The sequence below is a fragment of the Hymenobacter roseosalivarius DSM 11622 genome (genome assembly GCF_900176135.1).
In the GTDB taxonomy this organism is placed as follows: domain Bacteria; phylum Bacteroidota; class Bacteroidia; order Cytophagales; family Hymenobacteraceae; genus Hymenobacter; species Hymenobacter roseosalivarius.
This window is the reverse complement of the sequence record NZ_FWWW01000088.1, coordinates 1-15,411: the sequence shown is the minus strand read 5'-3', so window position 1 is coordinate 15,411 and position 15,411 is coordinate 1. Positions and strand designations below refer to the sequence as shown.

At 54.1% G+C, this 15,411-nt stretch carries 15 protein-coding genes and 1 tRNA gene; 8 read left to right on the top strand and 8 right to left on the bottom strand.

The genetic code is table 11. The features are described from left to right. Positions 1 to 38: 38 nt before the first annotated feature. Positions 39 to 1,469: a peptide MFS transporter gene (locus tag B9A24_RS16100; protein WP_084447044.1), complete on the bottom strand. Its 1,431-nt coding sequence runs from the start codon at positions 1,467 to 1,469 to the stop codon at positions 39 to 41. Positions 1,470 to 1,719: 250 nt separating this feature from the next. On the opposite strand from B9A24_RS16100, the gene pckA reads away from it, so the two are divergent. The 3 genes from pckA (at position 1,720) to B9A24_RS16085 (ending at position 5,103) form a co-directional block, all read left to right on the top strand. Further along, positions 1,720 to 3,342, top strand: coding sequence for a phosphoenolpyruvate carboxykinase (ATP) (gene pckA / locus B9A24_RS16095; protein ID WP_084447043.1), 1,623 nt, complete (start codon positions 1,720 to 1,722; stop codon positions 3,340 to 3,342). 119 nt (positions 3,343 to 3,461) lie between these two features. Then, complete coding sequence (locus B9A24_RS16090; RefSeq protein WP_084447042.1) at positions 3,462 to 4,247, top strand: S1/P1 nuclease; 786 nt, start codon at positions 3,462 to 3,464, stop codon at positions 4,245 to 4,247. Between the two features lie 157 nt (positions 4,248 to 4,404). After that, positions 4,405 to 5,103 (top strand): 16S rRNA (uracil(1498)-N(3))-methyltransferase, encoded by a 699-nt coding sequence (locus B9A24_RS16085; protein ID WP_084447041.1) that lies wholly within the window; start codon positions 4,405 to 4,407, stop codon positions 5,101 to 5,103. Positions 5,104 to 5,415: 312 nt separating this feature from the next. Here the strand turns inward: B9A24_RS16085 and B9A24_RS22390 are convergent, their stop codons facing one another. Then, positions 5,416 to 6,114, bottom strand: a complete 699-nt coding sequence (locus tag B9A24_RS22390; protein ID WP_200813946.1) for an EF-Tu C-terminal domain-related protein — start codon at positions 6,112 to 6,114, stop codon at positions 5,416 to 5,418. A gap of 257 nt (positions 6,115 to 6,371) precedes the next feature. On the opposite strand from B9A24_RS22390, the gene B9A24_RS16075 reads away from it, so the two are divergent. Next, positions 6,372 to 7,031: a DUF4159 domain-containing protein gene (locus B9A24_RS16075; RefSeq protein ID WP_084447040.1), complete on the top strand. Its 660-nt coding sequence runs from the start codon at positions 6,372 to 6,374 to the stop codon at positions 7,029 to 7,031. A gap of 148 nt (positions 7,032 to 7,179) precedes the next feature. Here B9A24_RS16075 and B9A24_RS16070 read toward each other — a convergent pair whose 3' ends face one another. The 5 genes from B9A24_RS16070 to B9A24_RS16050 form a co-directional block, all read right to left on the bottom strand. Further along, a complete protein-coding gene (locus tag B9A24_RS16070; RefSeq protein ID WP_084447039.1) occupies positions 7,180 to 7,731 on the bottom strand; it encodes a hypothetical protein in 552 nt (183 codons plus the stop codon). Between the two features lie 70 nt (positions 7,732 to 7,801). Next, positions 7,802 to 8,377: a 1-acyl-sn-glycerol-3-phosphate acyltransferase gene (locus B9A24_RS16065; RefSeq protein ID WP_084447038.1), complete on the bottom strand. Its 576-nt coding sequence runs from the start codon at positions 8,375 to 8,377 to the stop codon at positions 7,802 to 7,804. A gap of 74 nt (positions 8,378 to 8,451) precedes the next feature. After that, a complete protein-coding gene (locus B9A24_RS16060) occupies positions 8,452 to 9,213 on the bottom strand; it encodes a patatin-like phospholipase family protein (protein WP_084447037.1) in 762 nt (253 codons plus the stop codon). Between the two features lie 23 nt (positions 9,214 to 9,236). Next, positions 9,237 to 10,079 (bottom strand): MBL fold metallo-hydrolase, encoded by an 843-nt coding sequence (locus B9A24_RS16055; protein ID WP_084447036.1) that lies wholly within the window; start codon positions 10,077 to 10,079, stop codon positions 9,237 to 9,239. 60 nt (positions 10,080 to 10,139) lie between these two features. Then, positions 10,140 to 11,087, bottom strand: coding sequence for an acetyl-CoA carboxylase carboxyltransferase subunit alpha (locus B9A24_RS16050; RefSeq protein WP_084447035.1), 948 nt, complete (start codon positions 11,085 to 11,087; stop codon positions 10,140 to 10,142). A 278-nt stretch (positions 11,088 to 11,365) separates the two neighbouring features. Between B9A24_RS16050 and B9A24_RS16045 the strand changes: the two genes are divergently transcribed. Next, positions 11,366 to 11,439, top strand: a tRNA-Asp gene (locus tag B9A24_RS16045). A gap of 138 nt (positions 11,440 to 11,577) precedes the next feature. Here the strand turns inward: B9A24_RS16045 and B9A24_RS16040 are convergent. Beyond that, positions 11,578 to 12,492, bottom strand: coding sequence for a bestrophin family protein (locus B9A24_RS16040; protein WP_084447034.1), 915 nt, complete (start codon positions 12,490 to 12,492; stop codon positions 11,578 to 11,580). Between the two features lie 594 nt (positions 12,493 to 13,086). Here B9A24_RS16040 and B9A24_RS16035 point away from each other — a divergent pair. The 3 genes from B9A24_RS16035 to B9A24_RS16025 all read left to right on the top strand — a co-directional run bounded on the left by B9A24_RS16035 (position 13,087) and on the right by B9A24_RS16025 (position 15,165). Beyond that, positions 13,087 to 13,911: a universal stress protein gene (locus B9A24_RS16035; protein WP_084447033.1), complete on the top strand. Its 825-nt coding sequence runs from the start codon at positions 13,087 to 13,089 to the stop codon at positions 13,909 to 13,911. Positions 13,912 to 13,973: 62 nt separating this feature from the next. After that, complete coding sequence (locus B9A24_RS16030; RefSeq protein WP_084447032.1) at positions 13,974 to 14,411, top strand: pirin family protein; 438 nt, start codon at positions 13,974 to 13,976, stop codon at positions 14,409 to 14,411. Positions 14,412 to 14,754: 343 nt separating this feature from the next. Next, positions 14,755 to 15,165, top strand: coding sequence for a hypothetical protein (locus B9A24_RS16025; protein ID WP_084447031.1), 411 nt, complete (start codon positions 14,755 to 14,757; stop codon positions 15,163 to 15,165). Positions 15,166 to 15,411: the final 246 nt, after the last annotated feature.

Below are 15,411 nucleotides of genomic sequence, written 5' to 3'. Positions count from 1 at the left end.
CCCAGCCACATGGCTGGGGGCTTTTTTACATGAGGAAACTAATTTCCGCGGCCGTGCATCATGTGGAACAGCTTTTTGGCAATGGCAATCAGAATCAAGCCAGCCAGAATAACGAAGCCCGCGATGAGGCCGAATACTTTCAAAGCACCAAGCTCTTCCACATAAGCAGCAATGTAGCCACCCGCAATCTGCGCGACGAAGGGAGCCAGGAACCACACGCCCATAAGCGCTGAGGTGTAGCTGATTGGGGCTAAGCGCGTTACCATGGAAAGACCGATAGGCGACAAGCATAGCTCACCGATGGTATGGAAGAAGTAAGTGGCCAGCAACCATAGAATGCTCGCTTTTACCGTTGTATCGCTCACGTCGCCGCCGCGCTCCAGTACAGCGCCTACCATAAACAAGAAGCCGAAACCCAGCAGCACCATGCCTAAACCCATTTTTACGGGGATGCTCAGGTCCTTGCCCTTGCGGCCCAGGCTCAGCCAGATGCTGGCCACAATAGGCGCTAAGGCCACGATAAACAGCGGGTTTACCGATTGGAACCAGGAAGTAGGAATCAGGTAGCCGAATACCTCACGGTCGATGTAGCTGTCCGTGTACAAAGTAAGGGAGCTACCGGCCTGCTCGAAGCCCGCCCAGAAGAATACCACAAACAGCGTGATAATGAAAATCACCGCCATGCGGTCGGTTTCTTCTTTCGACAGGGTTTCTTTCGGCGCATTTACGTCCTTCACCACCTTCACCGGAGCCAAGCCGATAGGGCCGAGCAGGCGGGGGGCAAACAGGTTAAAGATGATCTGGCCCAGCACCATACCCAGGCCAGCGGCTAGGAAGCCGTAACGAAATCCGTAGTTGCTTACCTGCTCCACGCCATTCACGACGGTCTTGGTGGCAAATAAATCTTCGGCAAAATAACCGCACACCAGCGGCGCGAGGAAGGCACCGATGTTGATTCCCATGTAAAAAATGGTGAAGGCCGAGTCGCGGCGGGGGTCGCCTTGCTCGTAGAGTTGGCCTACCAGCGTTGAGATATTAGGCTTAAAGAAGCCATTACCAATAATAAGTAGCAGCAGGCCCAGGCAGGTAGTCAGCGGCAGGCCAAATGCTACGGCCGGACTACCGGGAGTAGTTGAGAACAAGGAAAATTGACCCAACGCCATGAGCGTGCCGCCAATAAGGATAGCGCGGCGCTGCCCGATGAATCGGTCGGCAATCCAGCCCCCAATAATGGGAGTAAAATACACGAAACCAGTGAAGTAACCGTATATAAGCGTAGCCGTCGCGGCGGGCACCTCCAAACCACCGGCAAGGATAGTTTTGGTCAGGTACAACGTGAGCAGGCCCCGCATACCGTAGTAGCTAAACCGTTCCCACATTTCAGTAAAGAAGAGCAGGTAGAGGGCTTTGGGGTGTCCTTGCTGCGCGGCAACCGGTGGCTGATCGGGCACGACGGAGGCTGATTGCATGTAAGAGAGAGGTAAGATGGAGGTGGAAAGGAAACCGACCTAAAACCAAGGGCGGGGGTTGGTAAAGCTACAAAAGTTTCGCAACTGCCAACTTTTGCTCCCCAAGCTAGTATTACTTAAAATATAGGATAGCGAATTTTCGCTGCGCTCTTAATCAAAGTTAACTCAGCCGTATCTGACTCGGTTTTTTGACTACTTTTGCCCCAAGAATTCCCATTTCCCACCCACCCCATTTATTGTTTATCGGCTTATGATGGACACTGCCACCCACGCTCTTAATCGCCTTCAACCCCTGGGATTCACCCAGGCTACCAAGGTACATCTTAACCTTACTCCCGCTGAACTGGTGGAGGAAGCCCTACGCCGCAGTGAGGGTACCCTCACCGATAATGGGGCGCTCATGGCCGATACGGGCAAGTTCACGGGCCGCTCGCCCAAGGATCGCTTTGTAGTAAAGGACGCAAACACGCAGGATAGTGTGTGGTGGGGCGACATCAACATTCCCTTCGACGCCGCTAAGTTTGACCAGCTTCAGGAGAAGATGGTTGACTACTTGGCCGATAAAGAAATCTACGTGCGCGAAGCTTTTGCCGGTGCTAACCCCGACTATCGTCTGAAGCTACGTGTAGTCAATGAGCTGGCCTGGCACAATCTCTTCTGCTACAACATGTTCCTGCGCCCCGCCGATGGCGAAGACACCACCTGGACGCCCGACTTCAGCATCATCTGTGCCCCCGGCTTCGAGGCCGACCCGGCAGTAGACGGCACTCGCCAGCCCAACTTTGCCATTCTGAACTTCACCAAGAAAATGATTCTCATCGGTGGCACCGGCTACGCTGGCGAGATGAAGAAAGGCATTTTCGGCGTACTCAATTACCTGTTGCCCCACGAGCGGAACACGCTGCCCATGCACTGCTCCGCTAACGTGGGCGAAGCCGGCGACGCAGCCATTTTCTTCGGCCTCTCAGGCACGGGCAAAACTACGCTCTCCGCCGACCCCAACCGCGGCCTAATCGGCGACGACGAGCACGGCTGGACGTCCAACGCGGGCATCTTTAACTTCGAAGGCGGCTGCTACGCGAAAGTCATTGATCTGAGCCGGGAGAAAGAGCCACAAATCTGGGATGCTATTAAGTTCGGCTCTATTGTCGAGAACACGCGCTTCGTGCCCGGCACCCACACCGTGGATTACGCCAATAAGTCGGTAACGGAGAACACGCGTACGGCTTATCCCATCAATTTTATCGACAACGCCATTGAGCCCTCGGTGGCAGACGCGCCCAAGAATATCTTCTTCCTGACGGCCGATGCGTTCGGGGTTTTGCCCCCCATCAGCAAGCTGGATAAGAGCCATACCATGTACCACTTTATGTCGGGCTACACGGCCAAAGTAGCGGGTACTGAAATGGGCATCACAGAGCCACAGACTACATTTTCGGCCTGCTTCGGGGCAGTATTCCTGCCCTTGCACCCCACGAAGTACGCCGAGATGCTGGGCCAGAAAATGGACGAGAATCCCGATGTAAACGTGTGGCTTATCAATACGGGCTGGACCGGCGGCAGCTACGGCACGGGCTCGCGCATGAAGCTGAGCTACACCCGCGCCATGATTACGGCCGCCCTCAATGGCGACCTGAACGACGTTGAGTTCACTAAGCATCCCGTCTTCGGCGTGGAAGTGCCGGCTACCGTGCCTAACGTTCCGGCCGATATTCTGGACCCGCGCAACACCTGGGCCGATAAGGAAGCGTATGATAAAACCGCCGCCTCGCTAGCGGAGAAGTTTGTGAGCAACTTTAAGAAATACGCGGATTTCGCTAACGAAGAGATTCTGGCAGGCGCGCCCAAAGCAGCTGTTGCGGCCGGCGTCTAAAGTGGAGAGATTTGGTTTATAGAAAGCCCCCCAGACGACTGACTGGGGGGCTTTTTTGTCGCATTCCCTCCAAAACTGCTAGTTTTACTCTTTGATTCAACCTTCCTATTTCACTTGTCATGCGTAAGCGTTTCCTGCCGCTGCTCCTGCTTCTCCTCACTCCGCTCAGCCTGTGGGCCTGGGGTGTCGATGGGCACCGGGCCGTAGGCAAAATTGCCGAACAACACCTCTCCCGCCGTGCCAGGCGCGAAGTTCAACAGCTGTTGCGCACCGAAACGGTGACCATGGTCAGCACTTGGCCCGACGAAATTCGTTCCGATCCGCAGTTTAAAGAAACTGGCCCCTGGCACTACGTGAACACGCCTTCCGGTCTCAATCATGAGCAGTACGTGCAGCAGCTCAAAGCCCAAACCGACCCGAACGCCTACAACGCGATGCTAGCGCAGTTGGCCATTCTGAAGGATGGCAGCAAAACCCAGGCAGAACGAGTGGCAGCGCTCAAGTTCGTCGTGCATCTGGTGGGTGATGTGCACCAGCCGCTCCACGCGGGCCACGCCGAGGACAAAGGCGGCAACGACATCAAGGTGAAATTTCGGGGCCGTGACACCAACCTGCACAGCCTCTGGGATAGTGGTCTGCTTGACTACCAGGGCCTGACTTACACTGAAATGGCCACTGCCTATGACGCAAGGCTGCGCGGCAGCGTAATTCGCAAGCTTCAGGCCACACCGCCCGAAGAGTGGCTTTGGGAATCGTATCAGGCCAGCAACCAGATTTACCAGGAAACCCCTACCAACACCGACATCGATTACCGCTACTACCCAGCCCACGCCGACCTGATGCGGCAGCGTATTATTGAGGCCGGGGTACGGCTGGCCGGAGTGCTCAATAAGGCGTTCAGATAAAGCGTCCTTGTCATTCCCAACGAAGTGAGGAATCTGAGTTATTGCGTTCTGCTGACTTGACTCCAACTCTCCTCCTTGTGGTTGGAATGACAGTTTATGAACCCTGCTGACCCCGGTCAGTGGGGTTTCTCATTTCAGGTAAGCATATATTTGCTGCATGCCGCACACCTTTTACGCGCCCGAACTTACCACGGCGACTTACCTGCTTCCCGAAGATGAAAGCAAGCACGCCGTTCGCGTGTTGCGCCTTACAGCCGGCGACACTGTGGAGCTAGTAGACGGCGTGGGGGGCATTTTTCAGGCGGAAGTAGCCGAAGCCAACCCCAAGCGCTGCCTCCTGCGTGTAACCAGTGAGCAGCGCGTACCCCGCCGCGCCTACGCCGTGCACGTAGCCGTAGCGCCCACCAAAAACCTCGACCGCATGGAGTGGCTAGTCGAAAAAGCCACCGAAATAGGCATTGACCGCCTCACCTTCCTGCGCTGCGCCCGCTCCGAGCGCCGTGAGCTGAAACTGGACCGCTTGGAGAAAATTGCGGTCAGCGCCCTAAAACAGTCGGGGCAGGCGTGGCTGCCGCAGTTGGATGAGATGACCGATTTTGCCGCTTTTCTTGAAGGAGTAGCGCCGGAAACTACCTTTATTGCTCACCTGGCTGCAGGCGAACGAATCGCACTGGCGCAGGTAGCCGCGCGGGGGGCAAATTGCTGCATCCTCATCGGCCCGGAAGGCGACTTTACGCCCGCCGAAATTCAAACGGCGTTAGCGCGGGGCATTCAGCCCGTGACACTCGGCGAATCGCGGCTGCGCACGGAAACGGCAGCGTTGGCGGCGGTGTTTATTGCGAATTTTTGCCGATAATAATTTTGCGGCTGACCTCCTACTGGCGCGAGCTTGTAGCTCGTGACCAGCTATGCTGGGAGGCTGCGCCTCCCCAATCAGAACGAACCAAGTAAAACGAATTGACAAGCGGTGCGGTCACAGATTGCCGCTCACGCGGCAGTAGAGGTACAACCTCTGCCTTACCTTATGGCTGGTCACATGCGACAAGCTCGCGCCAGTTGAGGGGCAACCCGCACAAAACGGCCGTATGGTTCACGTAACTGCTATAAAAGCTGAAAATTGAACGTCCAGCCGAAACTGAGGCTGATAGTGATTTGTAGCCGATTGTTATTAGGTCAGCCAGCATAGCAGCAAACCGTTTGTTACCAGCTGGCTTGTCGAAGCCTGTCGAAGCTTGTCGTTTAAAATGTGCTTAATTTGTCCAGTTCCAATAATTTTTGAACCTTCTCTAAAGTCAAATTTCATCTCGTCTTTTAATTGTCCTGCGAAGTAGTCAACTGAAATGATTTTAATTTCAGCTTCTACTGTGTCTCCTAGATAAACAATTTTTCTGTCTATGAATGTTTGCTGTCCAGAAGTTTGCATTTCAGCAAATTCAAACTTTACCTGTGGTCGATAACCTGAAAAAGCAGGAGTTTGTCGCCTACCTTGTTCTGTTGTCAAGTAAGTCAAAGAAGCAATAAAGTCAGCTTCGCCTTTATCAACCTGAAGTTTATTGTTATGAAAATATTCGTACGCAAATCCTTCAATTTCGCCACCAGTTAATTCGTTGTTGTCCTCGTCAAATAACTTGTACATTAATTGCTTTCCACCGATGCTTGCTTCACCGTCAAGTCCTAACAAAATTTCATAAAAAGCGTCCCGTAACGCAGAGTTAAGAATTTGTCGCAGTCGTTCTTTTCCCTTGTCGTCGAGATTGAGTTGCTGTATTAAAAGGGAAACGTCTGTCTTACTGTCTGCATTAAAGTATGTGTCAATAATTGATTGCCGTTCTATATAAAAAGCTTTTGCAAATTCGTCCGCTGTCATAATTGTAGGGTCTATCTAAGCTTACCCATAACATCTGTATTGCCGCAACTCGCGGCGGTGGAGTTGCGGCAAGCATACCGAATCAGCCTGCTTACCGTAACTGCGCTAGGCTTCGGCAGTGGTGAAATCAGTATTGATTAGGATGAATATACCATTTTTGACTAAAGCGGATGATGTGGACGGCTGCTTATACATCGAACTTTCCCGCTTAGCCGTTACTTTGTAGAGTAAGCGGCTACAACCCGCCGCCACCTCCTATGCTCAAAAACGTCCTTTTAGCCTTCCTGCTGCTTCTCACAACAGCGGCTGCACCTGTGGCGCCCAGCTTCCGCATTGCCAAGCTGCACTACGGCGGCGGGGGCGACTGGTACGCCAACAAAACGAGCCTGCCCAACCTGATTCAGTTCTGCAACCAGACCCTGAAAACCAACATCGCGCCCGATGAGGCCGTCGTGGAGCTGGATAACCCGGAGCTGTTTACCTACCCATTCGTGCACATGACTGGTCACGGCAACGTCGTCTTTACTGATGCCGAAGCCAAGAACCTGCGGCGCTACCTCGCGGGCGGCGGCTTCCTGCACATTGATGATAATTACGGCCTCGACAAGTTCATCCGCCCTGAGATGAAGAAGGTATTTCCGGAGCTGGAATTCGTCGAGCTGCCTTTCTCCCACCCTATCTACCACCAGAAATTCGACTTCCCTAAGGGCCTGCCGAAAGTACACGAGCATGAAGGCAAGCGCCCTCAAGGCTTTGGCTTGCTTTACAAAGGTCGGCTGGTATGCTTTTATACTTTTGAGTGCGACCTGGGCAACGGCTGGGAAGATGCAGGCACCTACGAAGACCCACCAGCCACGCACGAAGCGGCTCTGCGCATGGGCGCCAACCTGGTGGCGTATGCGCTAACGCAGGACTAACAAAGCACCGTGCTTCTGCTGGTACTCCACAGGTCACTGTTGTTCAAAAGTTTGCATAAAAAAGCAGCCGAGGCCGCTGAGCCGAAACTTCGGATTTCAGCGGCCTCGGCTACTTTTTGCCCCCCAGAGGTGATTAGCCAATTTTAAACTACTCGTATTTCGGTTTAAGAATCTCGCTAAGGACAAAGGCGGCCCGCAAATCAGCGGGATTGCGCAACATGGCCTGCACGCGGCGGCGAGCATTCTGACGAGCCTCATCGGGGCTGTGGGCGGCCTGGCGCGTCCAGTAATCTTCGCGGGCCGGCAAAGCAGTCGTGCGGGGCAAGCTAGCCGCCATACGCGGCAGGCGTATAGGTGCTTCCATGGAGCGAACGGGTGGAATTGTTTCTAAAGATCGGGGCTCCACCTGCGTACGCTCCAGGCTCCGTGGCACGGGGGCCTGTTCGCGGGGCAGCGGACGACCGGCGGGGGTCGTGGGGCGGCTGGCGGCAGTGGGCTGGGGTTGATTGCCCGCTTTATTCTGCGACTTCATCTGCTCCAGCAAGTCCTGAAACGAGGTAGTCGGTAAGCCGGGAGCCTTGGGCAGCGCGGGCCGCTCACGCGATTCGCTGGCCGCCATTTCGCGGGCTTTCTGCACCATGCGCCACACAAAAACGCCTAGGCCCAATAAGATGATAAGGAGCGTTTGAATCTTATCCATAAAAGATGGGCGCGTAGATGGTGGAGAAGCTAGTCGTATTTTTCTTTATAAAGAGCAGGGAAAGCAGCTATCAGCGCACGCCTTTCTCCGGGAATTTACCGGTTTTGGTTCGATAAAACGCTTGGATCTGCTCTAAGTCGGTCTCGTAATCCCCAGTAGGATAGATGGGGCCACCCACACCGGATTCTTTGTTTTTGTAGTCCAGAAACCCCAGCAGAATAGGCACGTTGGCTCCGAGGGCCGCGTGGTAAAAGCCTTTGCGCCACCTGGGCTGGTACTGGCGAGTACCTTCGGGAGTGATCATAATAACCAACTCCTCGCGCTCTTGGAAGAGTTGTACCATGCCCTCCACTAAGCTGTTGTTGCGGCTGCGGTCCACGGCCAGCGCGCCTAACGAGCGTATCAACCAGCCGACCACGGGGTTATCTACCCACTCCTTCTTGACAGTGAAACGGATAGGCGCGTTCATCAGAAAAAAAGAGCCGCGCGCGTAAATTAAATCCCAGTTGCTGGTGTGCGGGGCGGCAATCATAATGGACTTGGGAATGCCCGGTGGCACCCGCGAAACCAGCTTCCAGCCGGTTATCCAAAACCAGAATTTAGAGAAGTAGTACCAGAAGAAAGGCGTAGTAGAGGCTCTTGGCATAAAGATTTTTTGGTGGACCAACGAGAAAATGCCCCCAGGGTTAAAACTAGGCAATTTTGGAGCAATGTCGCTAGCTATCGCAATGCGTGCAGCTGCGGGGCCAGACTCAGGGTGTAGCGGTAGCCGATATCGTAGAGCTCGGTGGCCCGGCGGTAGCTGAGTGTGCGGAAGTTGCGCAGCTCGGGCGGCTCAATAAGTAAGTCGCAGCGCAGGCGGCGGGCGGGCGTATTGGCGTTGATGCCCAGCAGCAGAGTGCGCTCGACCAAGCTGCGAAACGTGGTGATACGCGCCGCCGGATTCACGGGGTTGCAATGCACGCCTACTACGATGATATCCTGATCCAGCAGCGGCTCCACGGGCAGATTGTTGAGCAGGCCCCCATCGACCAGCTGCCGGCCCTGGTAGGCCACGGGCCGATAGAGCACCGGCACCGCCGACGACCCCAGCAAGGGCGGCAGCAGTGGCCCCTCGGAAAAGTACACCGACACGCCCTCTACCAAATCAGTAGCTACCAAGGTAAGGGGGAGCTGCAAATCAGCGAAGGTAAAATTTCCCCCCAGGTGCTCCTCCAGTAGCTGCTGCACCGAGTCCAGGTTCATCAGCCCATACCGACTAAAGGCGGGCCGCAGCAGTCGGCTGATTGGCATGGCCGTGAACAGGCGCAGCACCTCCGCCGGCTTGAAGCCAGCCGCGTAAAGGGCCCCCACGATAGCTCCTGAGCTAACCCCAACCAAGCGTGCAATCGGAATTTGCAGCTCGTCCAGCGCCGCCAGCACCCCCAGATGGGCAATACCGCGCGCCCCGCCTCCCGATAACGCTAAGCCTATTTCCCGCATGTGGTGTATCCGCGAGCTTAGGTTTAGAGATCTTCTACACGTAGCGTTTCCGCCAGACGCACGCCTCTATCGGTGGCCTGCACGGTGCAAGCTGCGATAGTAGGGTCATGTTGTAGCAGAAGCACCCAATTTTCGGCAGCGGCGCGGTTTAGCACAGCTTCTTTTTCGCTCAACGTCACCAAAGGGCGCATGTCGTAGCCCATTACGTAGGGCAGCGGAACATGCCCCGCTGAGGGCAGCAAATCGGCCATAAACGCCAGCGTCCGGCCTTTATAGTCCAACACTGGCACCATCATCTTCTCCGTGTGGCCGTCGGCAAAGATGATTTCCCGAAACTGCGGCAGCGACGAAGCCGCGCCTGGCGCAAGAAACTTCAGGTGCCCGCTTTCCTGAATCGGCAGAATATTTTCCTTGAGAAAGCTGGCCTTTTCCCGCGCATTAGGCGTCACGGCCCAGTCCCAGTGCGCTTCGTTGGACCAATAGGTGGCATTGGGAAAAGCCACCTCCAACTTGCCCTCCGGCGTGCGCAACACCGAGCCGCCACAGTGGTCAAAGTGCAGATGAGTCAGGAATACGTCGGTAATGTCGGCGGCCGTGAAGCCCCGCTGACGCAACGAGTTTTCCAGGGTATCATCGCCGTGCGGATAAAAATGCGACCGGAACTTCTCATCCTGCTTGTTGCCCATGCCATTGTCGATAAGAATGAGGCGGTTGCCATCTTCAATCAGCAAGCTGCGCATGGCCCAGGTGCACATGTTGTTGGCATCGGGCGGATTCAGCTTCTGCCACATGCTTTTGGGCACGACGCCAAACATAGCGCCGCCGTCAAGCTTAAACAGGCCAGTATCAATAGTATGAAGGTTCATACGCTACGCTCTACACTAGTTGGACACACCAAAAGCCATTTCCAGGCAAGATGACTTACGCTATTCAGCCACAACGCCCATGGCCGAAAACTTATCAATACGCTGACTAATGCGCTCTTCCGTTGGCATGGCACTTAGCTCATCGATAGTTTTGATAAGCGTCTTCTTTAGCGTATCAATCATTTTGGGCAAATTGGTATGGGCACCCCCCAGGGGCTCTTTCACAATGCCATCCACCAGTTTAGCCTGCATCATATCGGTAGCCGTGAGCTTAAGAGCTTCGGCGGCCTGCTCCTTATAGTCCCAGCTACGCCACAGAATACTGGAGCACGATTCGGGGGAAATAACAGAGTACCAGGTATTTTCCAGCATCAGCACCCGGTCGCCGATGGCAATACCGAGCGCCCCGCCCGAGGCACCTTCGCCAATAATGACACAGATCACAGGCACCTTCAGCAGAAACATCTCCTTCAGGTTTCGGGCAATTGCTTCACCTTGCCCCCGCTCCTCAGCCTCAAGGCCCGGGAACGCGCCGGGTGTATCAATGAGCGTGACGATAGGCTTGTTAAACTTCTCGGCCAGCTTCATCAGGCGCAAGGCCTTGCGGTAGCCTTCGGGGTTGGGCATACCGAAGTTGCGAAACTGCCGCTGCTTGGTGTTGCGGCCCTTTTGCTGACCAATAAACATTACCGAGCGTCCATCCAGGTCAGCAAAACCACCTACCATTGCCTTGTCGTCGGCCACGGTGCGGTCGCCGTGCAGCTCGATGAACTTGCTGGCCATACCTTCAATATAGTCGAGGGTATAGGGGCGGTTGGGGTGGCGGGAGAGCTGCACGCGCTGCCAGCGAGTGAGGTTGGCGTACGTTTCCTTTTTGAGGGCCTTAATCTTGGCCTCCAGTGCCGCGACGGCCTCCGATACATCTACTTGGCTGTCAAGCGCCAACTGTTGCATTTCGCGGAGCTTACCTTCGAGGGCGGCTATTGGTTGTTCGAAATCGAGGAGCATTGCCGGGTAAAATAGGCGTCAGATAACGAAAAGAGGAACTGAGGCCAACTAAAGCTGCCTCAATCCATAGTTCGCAAAGGTAAGCGAAACCGCTCCACCCGCTATATCAGCAGCTCTGAATTGGGTTTAGAAAAAACAATGTCGCTGAAAAACAGCCACAACCGGGCAGAATGGCTTTTTTTCTGCAAAAAAATGCCCCCTATGTTGTGCAGTCTCAAACCTCCTCCTACCTTTGCAGCACTTTAAGGGAAAACAAATGGTTCACCCACGAAGGAATTGGTTCGGTAGTTCAGTTGGTTAGAATGCCGCCCTGTCACGGCGGAGGTCGCGGGTTCGAGTCCCGTCCGGACCGCAAAAAGGCTCTTAGCATTATGCTAGGAGCCTTTTTCGTTTGCTAGTATTGCTAAAGTGTTAGCGGTTCACTTTAAGTCAGCACTAGCTAGCCCTTAATTCTAAAGAGGACTGACAGCACCATTGGTGGTTCATCGCCTCACATCACGTAATACGTATTGGCAAGTGGCGTATTTTCTTTCGGTAAGTTCTTATCACCGATCATTTGCTTCAGGTTCACCTCAATCGTGCGGGCAATTGCCGTCACGGGGGTATCGGTGGGCTTGCCTTCGAAGGGGTCCTGTAGGTGAATGGCCATCTTTTCGATCAGAAAAAAAGAGGACGAGATGGCTACGACCATTAATACTTCCAGCACGCCAAATATCTCGAGCAGAGCAAAGGGCAGCAGCAGCACGAAAAAGAACAGAGAAAAGTGGATATACAGCGTGTAAGTAACTGGAAACACGGTATTTTTTATCCGCTCGCACTTCCCCATAGAATCGGTCAGGCGGGTGAGGGTTCTATCGAGCTCTACTTGCTGGTAGCTGTTTACCCAGCCCTCGTTTAAGGCATAGCGCAGATCCCAGGCGTGCAACTCCAGCAGCGCGTTGGGCAGGTTATTGTGTTTGAGGACGAAGGCAAGCTCCTCGGGTGAAAGGTAGCGGCGGATTTTCTCTACGTCCATCTTGTTGCGCAGAGCCATGCCCAAGCCGTAGCTCCAGGCAATCTGCCGGTTCGTGAAGCGCTCCACCCAGGCACGGAGTTCCTCCGAGGCGTAGGGCGCGTCGGTAAAGCAGAGCACCTGACGGATTAGAGAGCGCGAATCGTTCACAATTGCCCCCCAGACAATGCGGGCCTCCCACCACCGGTCGTAGGCCTGGTTCGACTTGAAGGCCAGCAGCAGCGAGAGCACCGTGCCGAGCACCATGGGAACGCTCAGGGGCAGGGAGATCGACATAACATGAAAAAATCGATCTTCTATCGCGATTAGCGTAGCGTAGATGAATACAAACAGGACTTCCTGCTTTATTTTCCCAAAGACGTAGGTGAGCGGAATTTTAGTCTTTAATAACATAAAGCGTCGTTACTAGGTATGGCCAAAATCGACGGGTAGGAATAGGAGTGTCGCGCGCTACTACTATTTTTTCATGGAAGGTGCTCGTGGCTTGCTGCTAGACCAAGCTAGCAGGAGTACTACAAAACAATAATGCTCTTATTAAAGTGATATTAACAGGAAATTATAATCTCGTTAAAACACACGCATTACCAATAGCACATAGCAGGCATTGAGGGTAAGTAGCTGGCCTATTGTAAGTTAAACTTTGTGGCTGGGGGGCTTTTTTAAGGAATCAGTTTCTGGCGTACCAGTCCATAGACGTTTTTGGGGGCATGGCGGCGCAGCAGCTTCGAATAAGGAAGCAGTATGAGGGTGGCGCGGGGCTCTGAAGGCGAGAGCTACAACAGCAGTAAGTGGTATCATGCTGGTACATGATAAATCATTTATCCAGTTGATGATCATCGTTTTACAGCCGGAATAAATTGACGATATTTAGATATTAGCTGACTCCTGGTTTACAATAGCAAATCGCCTGAGTCTCTACCTCTGGCTTCGCTTTGCCACTGCCATCGGCTCTGCTCCCTCCTCTTCGCCCCAACATCCCTATTGGCTATGCAACCGACTTTCGTAGTTCTGACCGATTTGTCCCGCTCTGCTGAGGCAGCGTTAACGTACACGACCCGACTAGCCCAACGCCTGGATGGGCGCCTGGTGCTGCTGCACGTATTTCTGGACCCGGTGCTCGAGCCAGAAATATCGATGGTGGCGGCACCCATTCTGGTGGCCAGTCGGGAGGAGATTATAACGAGCATGGTGCAGCAGGCCAGCACGTTGCCCGTACCCGCCGACACGGAGGTAGTAGTTGATGTGCTAAGCTCGGCGTTGGCCAACGTGGTGCAGCAACATCATCCGCTGCTGCTGGCACTTGGGCGGGAAGAGCCCGATAATTTGCTGGACCGACTGGTAGGTAACCGGGCACTCCCCATTCTGCAGGATACCCGCCATCCTCTGCTGCTGGTGCCTGAAGGCTGGCAAGATACGGAGTTGCCGCAGCGACTAGTAGTGGCCATTGATGCGCACCCTTTCTGGCTGAGCGCGCCGTCGCTGGCATTAGACGAGCTATTCGACGCGTTACAGCCTACAACCACGGTGGTGCACGTAATTCCTGGACAGGGTCCCTCTCAGACGAAAGTGGAACTGGCATCGGTGCAGCGAACGGGGTTATTTGGCAAACTCACTAGTGCTAGCCTGTACGAGGTATGGAAAGAAGCGCCGGCCGCCGGCATCCTGCACGCCGCGGCGGAGCTTAAGGCTCAGCTGATAGTGATGCTGGCACGGCCGCATACCTTTCTTGGGGGGCTTTTTCACCGCAGCATCACCGCCCAGATCCTACGCCGCAGCCCCATACCCGTGCTGGTGCTGCCCACTACCAAGTAAGCCTGCCCCGACAGTTTTTGGCCAGCCAGCTATTATCGCACTTTTTCTGACCGTGGCGCTACGTGAATATTGGCGCCGGCCCCGGCATGCGCCACGAGGAGCACAACGTAGGCGACGACGAGGTGAACTTCCTGAAAATCTGGATTGAGTCGAAGCTGCAGAATATTACCCCCCGCTACCAGCGTCGGCAGTTTCCGGAGGCGAAGCGTAAAAACCAGCTGAATACCATTGTCAGCAACGAAGAAGGACAGGCGCATTGCTGGATAAACCAGAACGCAAAACTCTCCCTGGGCTACTACGAGGCGCCCCAAACGGTAGACTACACTTTCAACTCGCTGAATAAAGCCTTGTTTCTGTTCGTCATCAGCGGCAGTATTATGCTGGACGGTCAGACCCTTCAGGCTCGGGACAGCATGGGAATCTGGGAAACCGACCACATTAGTCTGGTGTGCGCGGCGGATACACGGTTTTTACTGATCGAAGCGCCTATTAATCATTGAGCTACGATTGGCAGCCTATTATACAAAAAGCCGGCGATTTGCTAGCGCCGGCTTTTTGTGTTTGGGTTGACTACATGCGAAGGATTCAGGCTCCGGGTAATTTGAGAATGGATACCTTACCTTTTATATATTGTAGACGGCCGATTTTCTGGACAAGTTTATATAATTTAACGTATCGGACAGCAATAAGCCTGTTATTATCACTTTATTCGCACCGGTTTGACACTTGATATGGTGTGATAACGGGCCCTTATCGGACCCTATCCAAAGACGGGGGCTACTTGAACCATCGTTTGGCTGAACAGTTCAGGTCTGATGCTCCCTCAGCATGCATCTTTGCCTTATGTCCGAGCGTGTTCCCTATGGGTTTAGTTTCCTTCTGTGCCTGGTGTTAACAGTAATGTTCTCATTGGTGTTGCCCAACAAGCTGGAAGAAGCTGCCGTGGCAGAAAGTGGCCACTTAGTGACGGTTGACCTACTCAGAGGGGCAAAAACCCGCTTCAGTAAGCAAACCAGCTACGAGTTGCACTTCCTGTATAACGGCAGTGAGCATTCGACGCGCGTGAGTGTTGACTACTTCCAACAAGTGAAGGACCAACCAACGGCTCAACTGCTTCACCTAGCTGTCTACCCCCGCCTCTTCTTTGCGCCTGGACATAGTGAGCAGGGCCAAGTCCTTTCAGGGGTCCTGCTCGTCGCCCTTTCCGCGGGTGGAACGCTATGGAGCCTTTTCAAGCTCGTAAAGGGAGCGTAAACAAGGCTTGAATAAAGCATCCTTTCCCTAAACTGCTAGCAGCAACTCGGTACCAGGTACTAGAAGGGCAATGCAGTGCCAGGCGAGTTTAAGAAACCCGTCTACGATTTATTGTCTACGAAATGCCCCAAAAGGATGCGTTTCGGGAACGCCGCCCCAAGCGCTTTCACGCCCCCCGCAAACAGGATTTTGGCGGCAATGAAGAAGTGCAAATCTCCCCTCCTTTATCTGGGAATCGTCCCTTAA

Excerpts from the sequence above, each read along its gene's own strand:
- pckA (WP_084447043.1), top strand. The coding sequence starts at position 1,720 with ATGATGGACACTGCCACCCACGCTCTTAATCGCCTTCAACCCCTGGGA.
- B9A24_RS16025 (WP_084447031.1), top strand. The coding sequence starts at position 14,755 with ATGTCCGAGCGTGTTCCCTATGGGTTTAGTTTCCTTCTGTGCCTGGTG.
- B9A24_RS16075 (WP_084447040.1), top strand. The coding sequence starts at position 6,372 with ATGCTCAAAAACGTCCTTTTAGCCTTCCTGCTGCTTCTCACAACAGCG.
- B9A24_RS16035 (WP_084447033.1), top strand. The coding sequence starts at position 13,087 with ATGCAACCGACTTTCGTAGTTCTGACCGATTTGTCCCGCTCTGCTGAG.
- B9A24_RS16055 (WP_084447036.1), bottom strand. The coding sequence starts at position 10,079 with ATGAACCTTCATACTATTGATACTGGCCTGTTTAAGCTTGACGGCGGC.
- B9A24_RS16070 (WP_084447039.1), bottom strand. The coding sequence starts at position 7,731 with ATGGATAAGATTCAAACGCTCCTTATCATCTTATTGGGCCTAGGCGTT.
- B9A24_RS16050 (WP_084447035.1), bottom strand. The coding sequence starts at position 11,087 with ATGCTCCTCGATTTCGAACAACCAATAGCCGCCCTCGAAGGTAAGCTC.
- B9A24_RS16085 (WP_084447041.1), top strand. The coding sequence starts at position 4,405 with ATGCCGCACACCTTTTACGCGCCCGAACTTACCACGGCGACTTACCTG.
- B9A24_RS16060 (WP_084447037.1), bottom strand. The coding sequence starts at position 9,213 with ATGCGGGAAATAGGCTTAGCGTTATCGGGAGGCGGGGCGCGCGGTATT.
- B9A24_RS16100 (WP_084447044.1), bottom strand. The coding sequence starts at position 1,469 with ATGCAATCAGCCTCCGTCGTGCCCGATCAGCCACCGGTTGCCGCGCAG.
- B9A24_RS16065 (WP_084447038.1), bottom strand. The coding sequence starts at position 8,377 with ATGCCAAGAGCCTCTACTACGCCTTTCTTCTGGTACTACTTCTCTAAA.
- B9A24_RS22390 (WP_200813946.1), bottom strand. The coding sequence starts at position 6,114 with ATGACAGCGGACGAATTTGCAAAAGCTTTTTATATAGAACGGCAATCA.
- B9A24_RS16090 (WP_084447042.1), top strand. The coding sequence starts at position 3,462 with ATGCGTAAGCGTTTCCTGCCGCTGCTCCTGCTTCTCCTCACTCCGCTC.
- B9A24_RS16040 (WP_084447034.1), bottom strand. The coding sequence starts at position 12,492 with ATGTTATTAAAGACTAAAATTCCGCTCACCTACGTCTTTGGGAAAATA.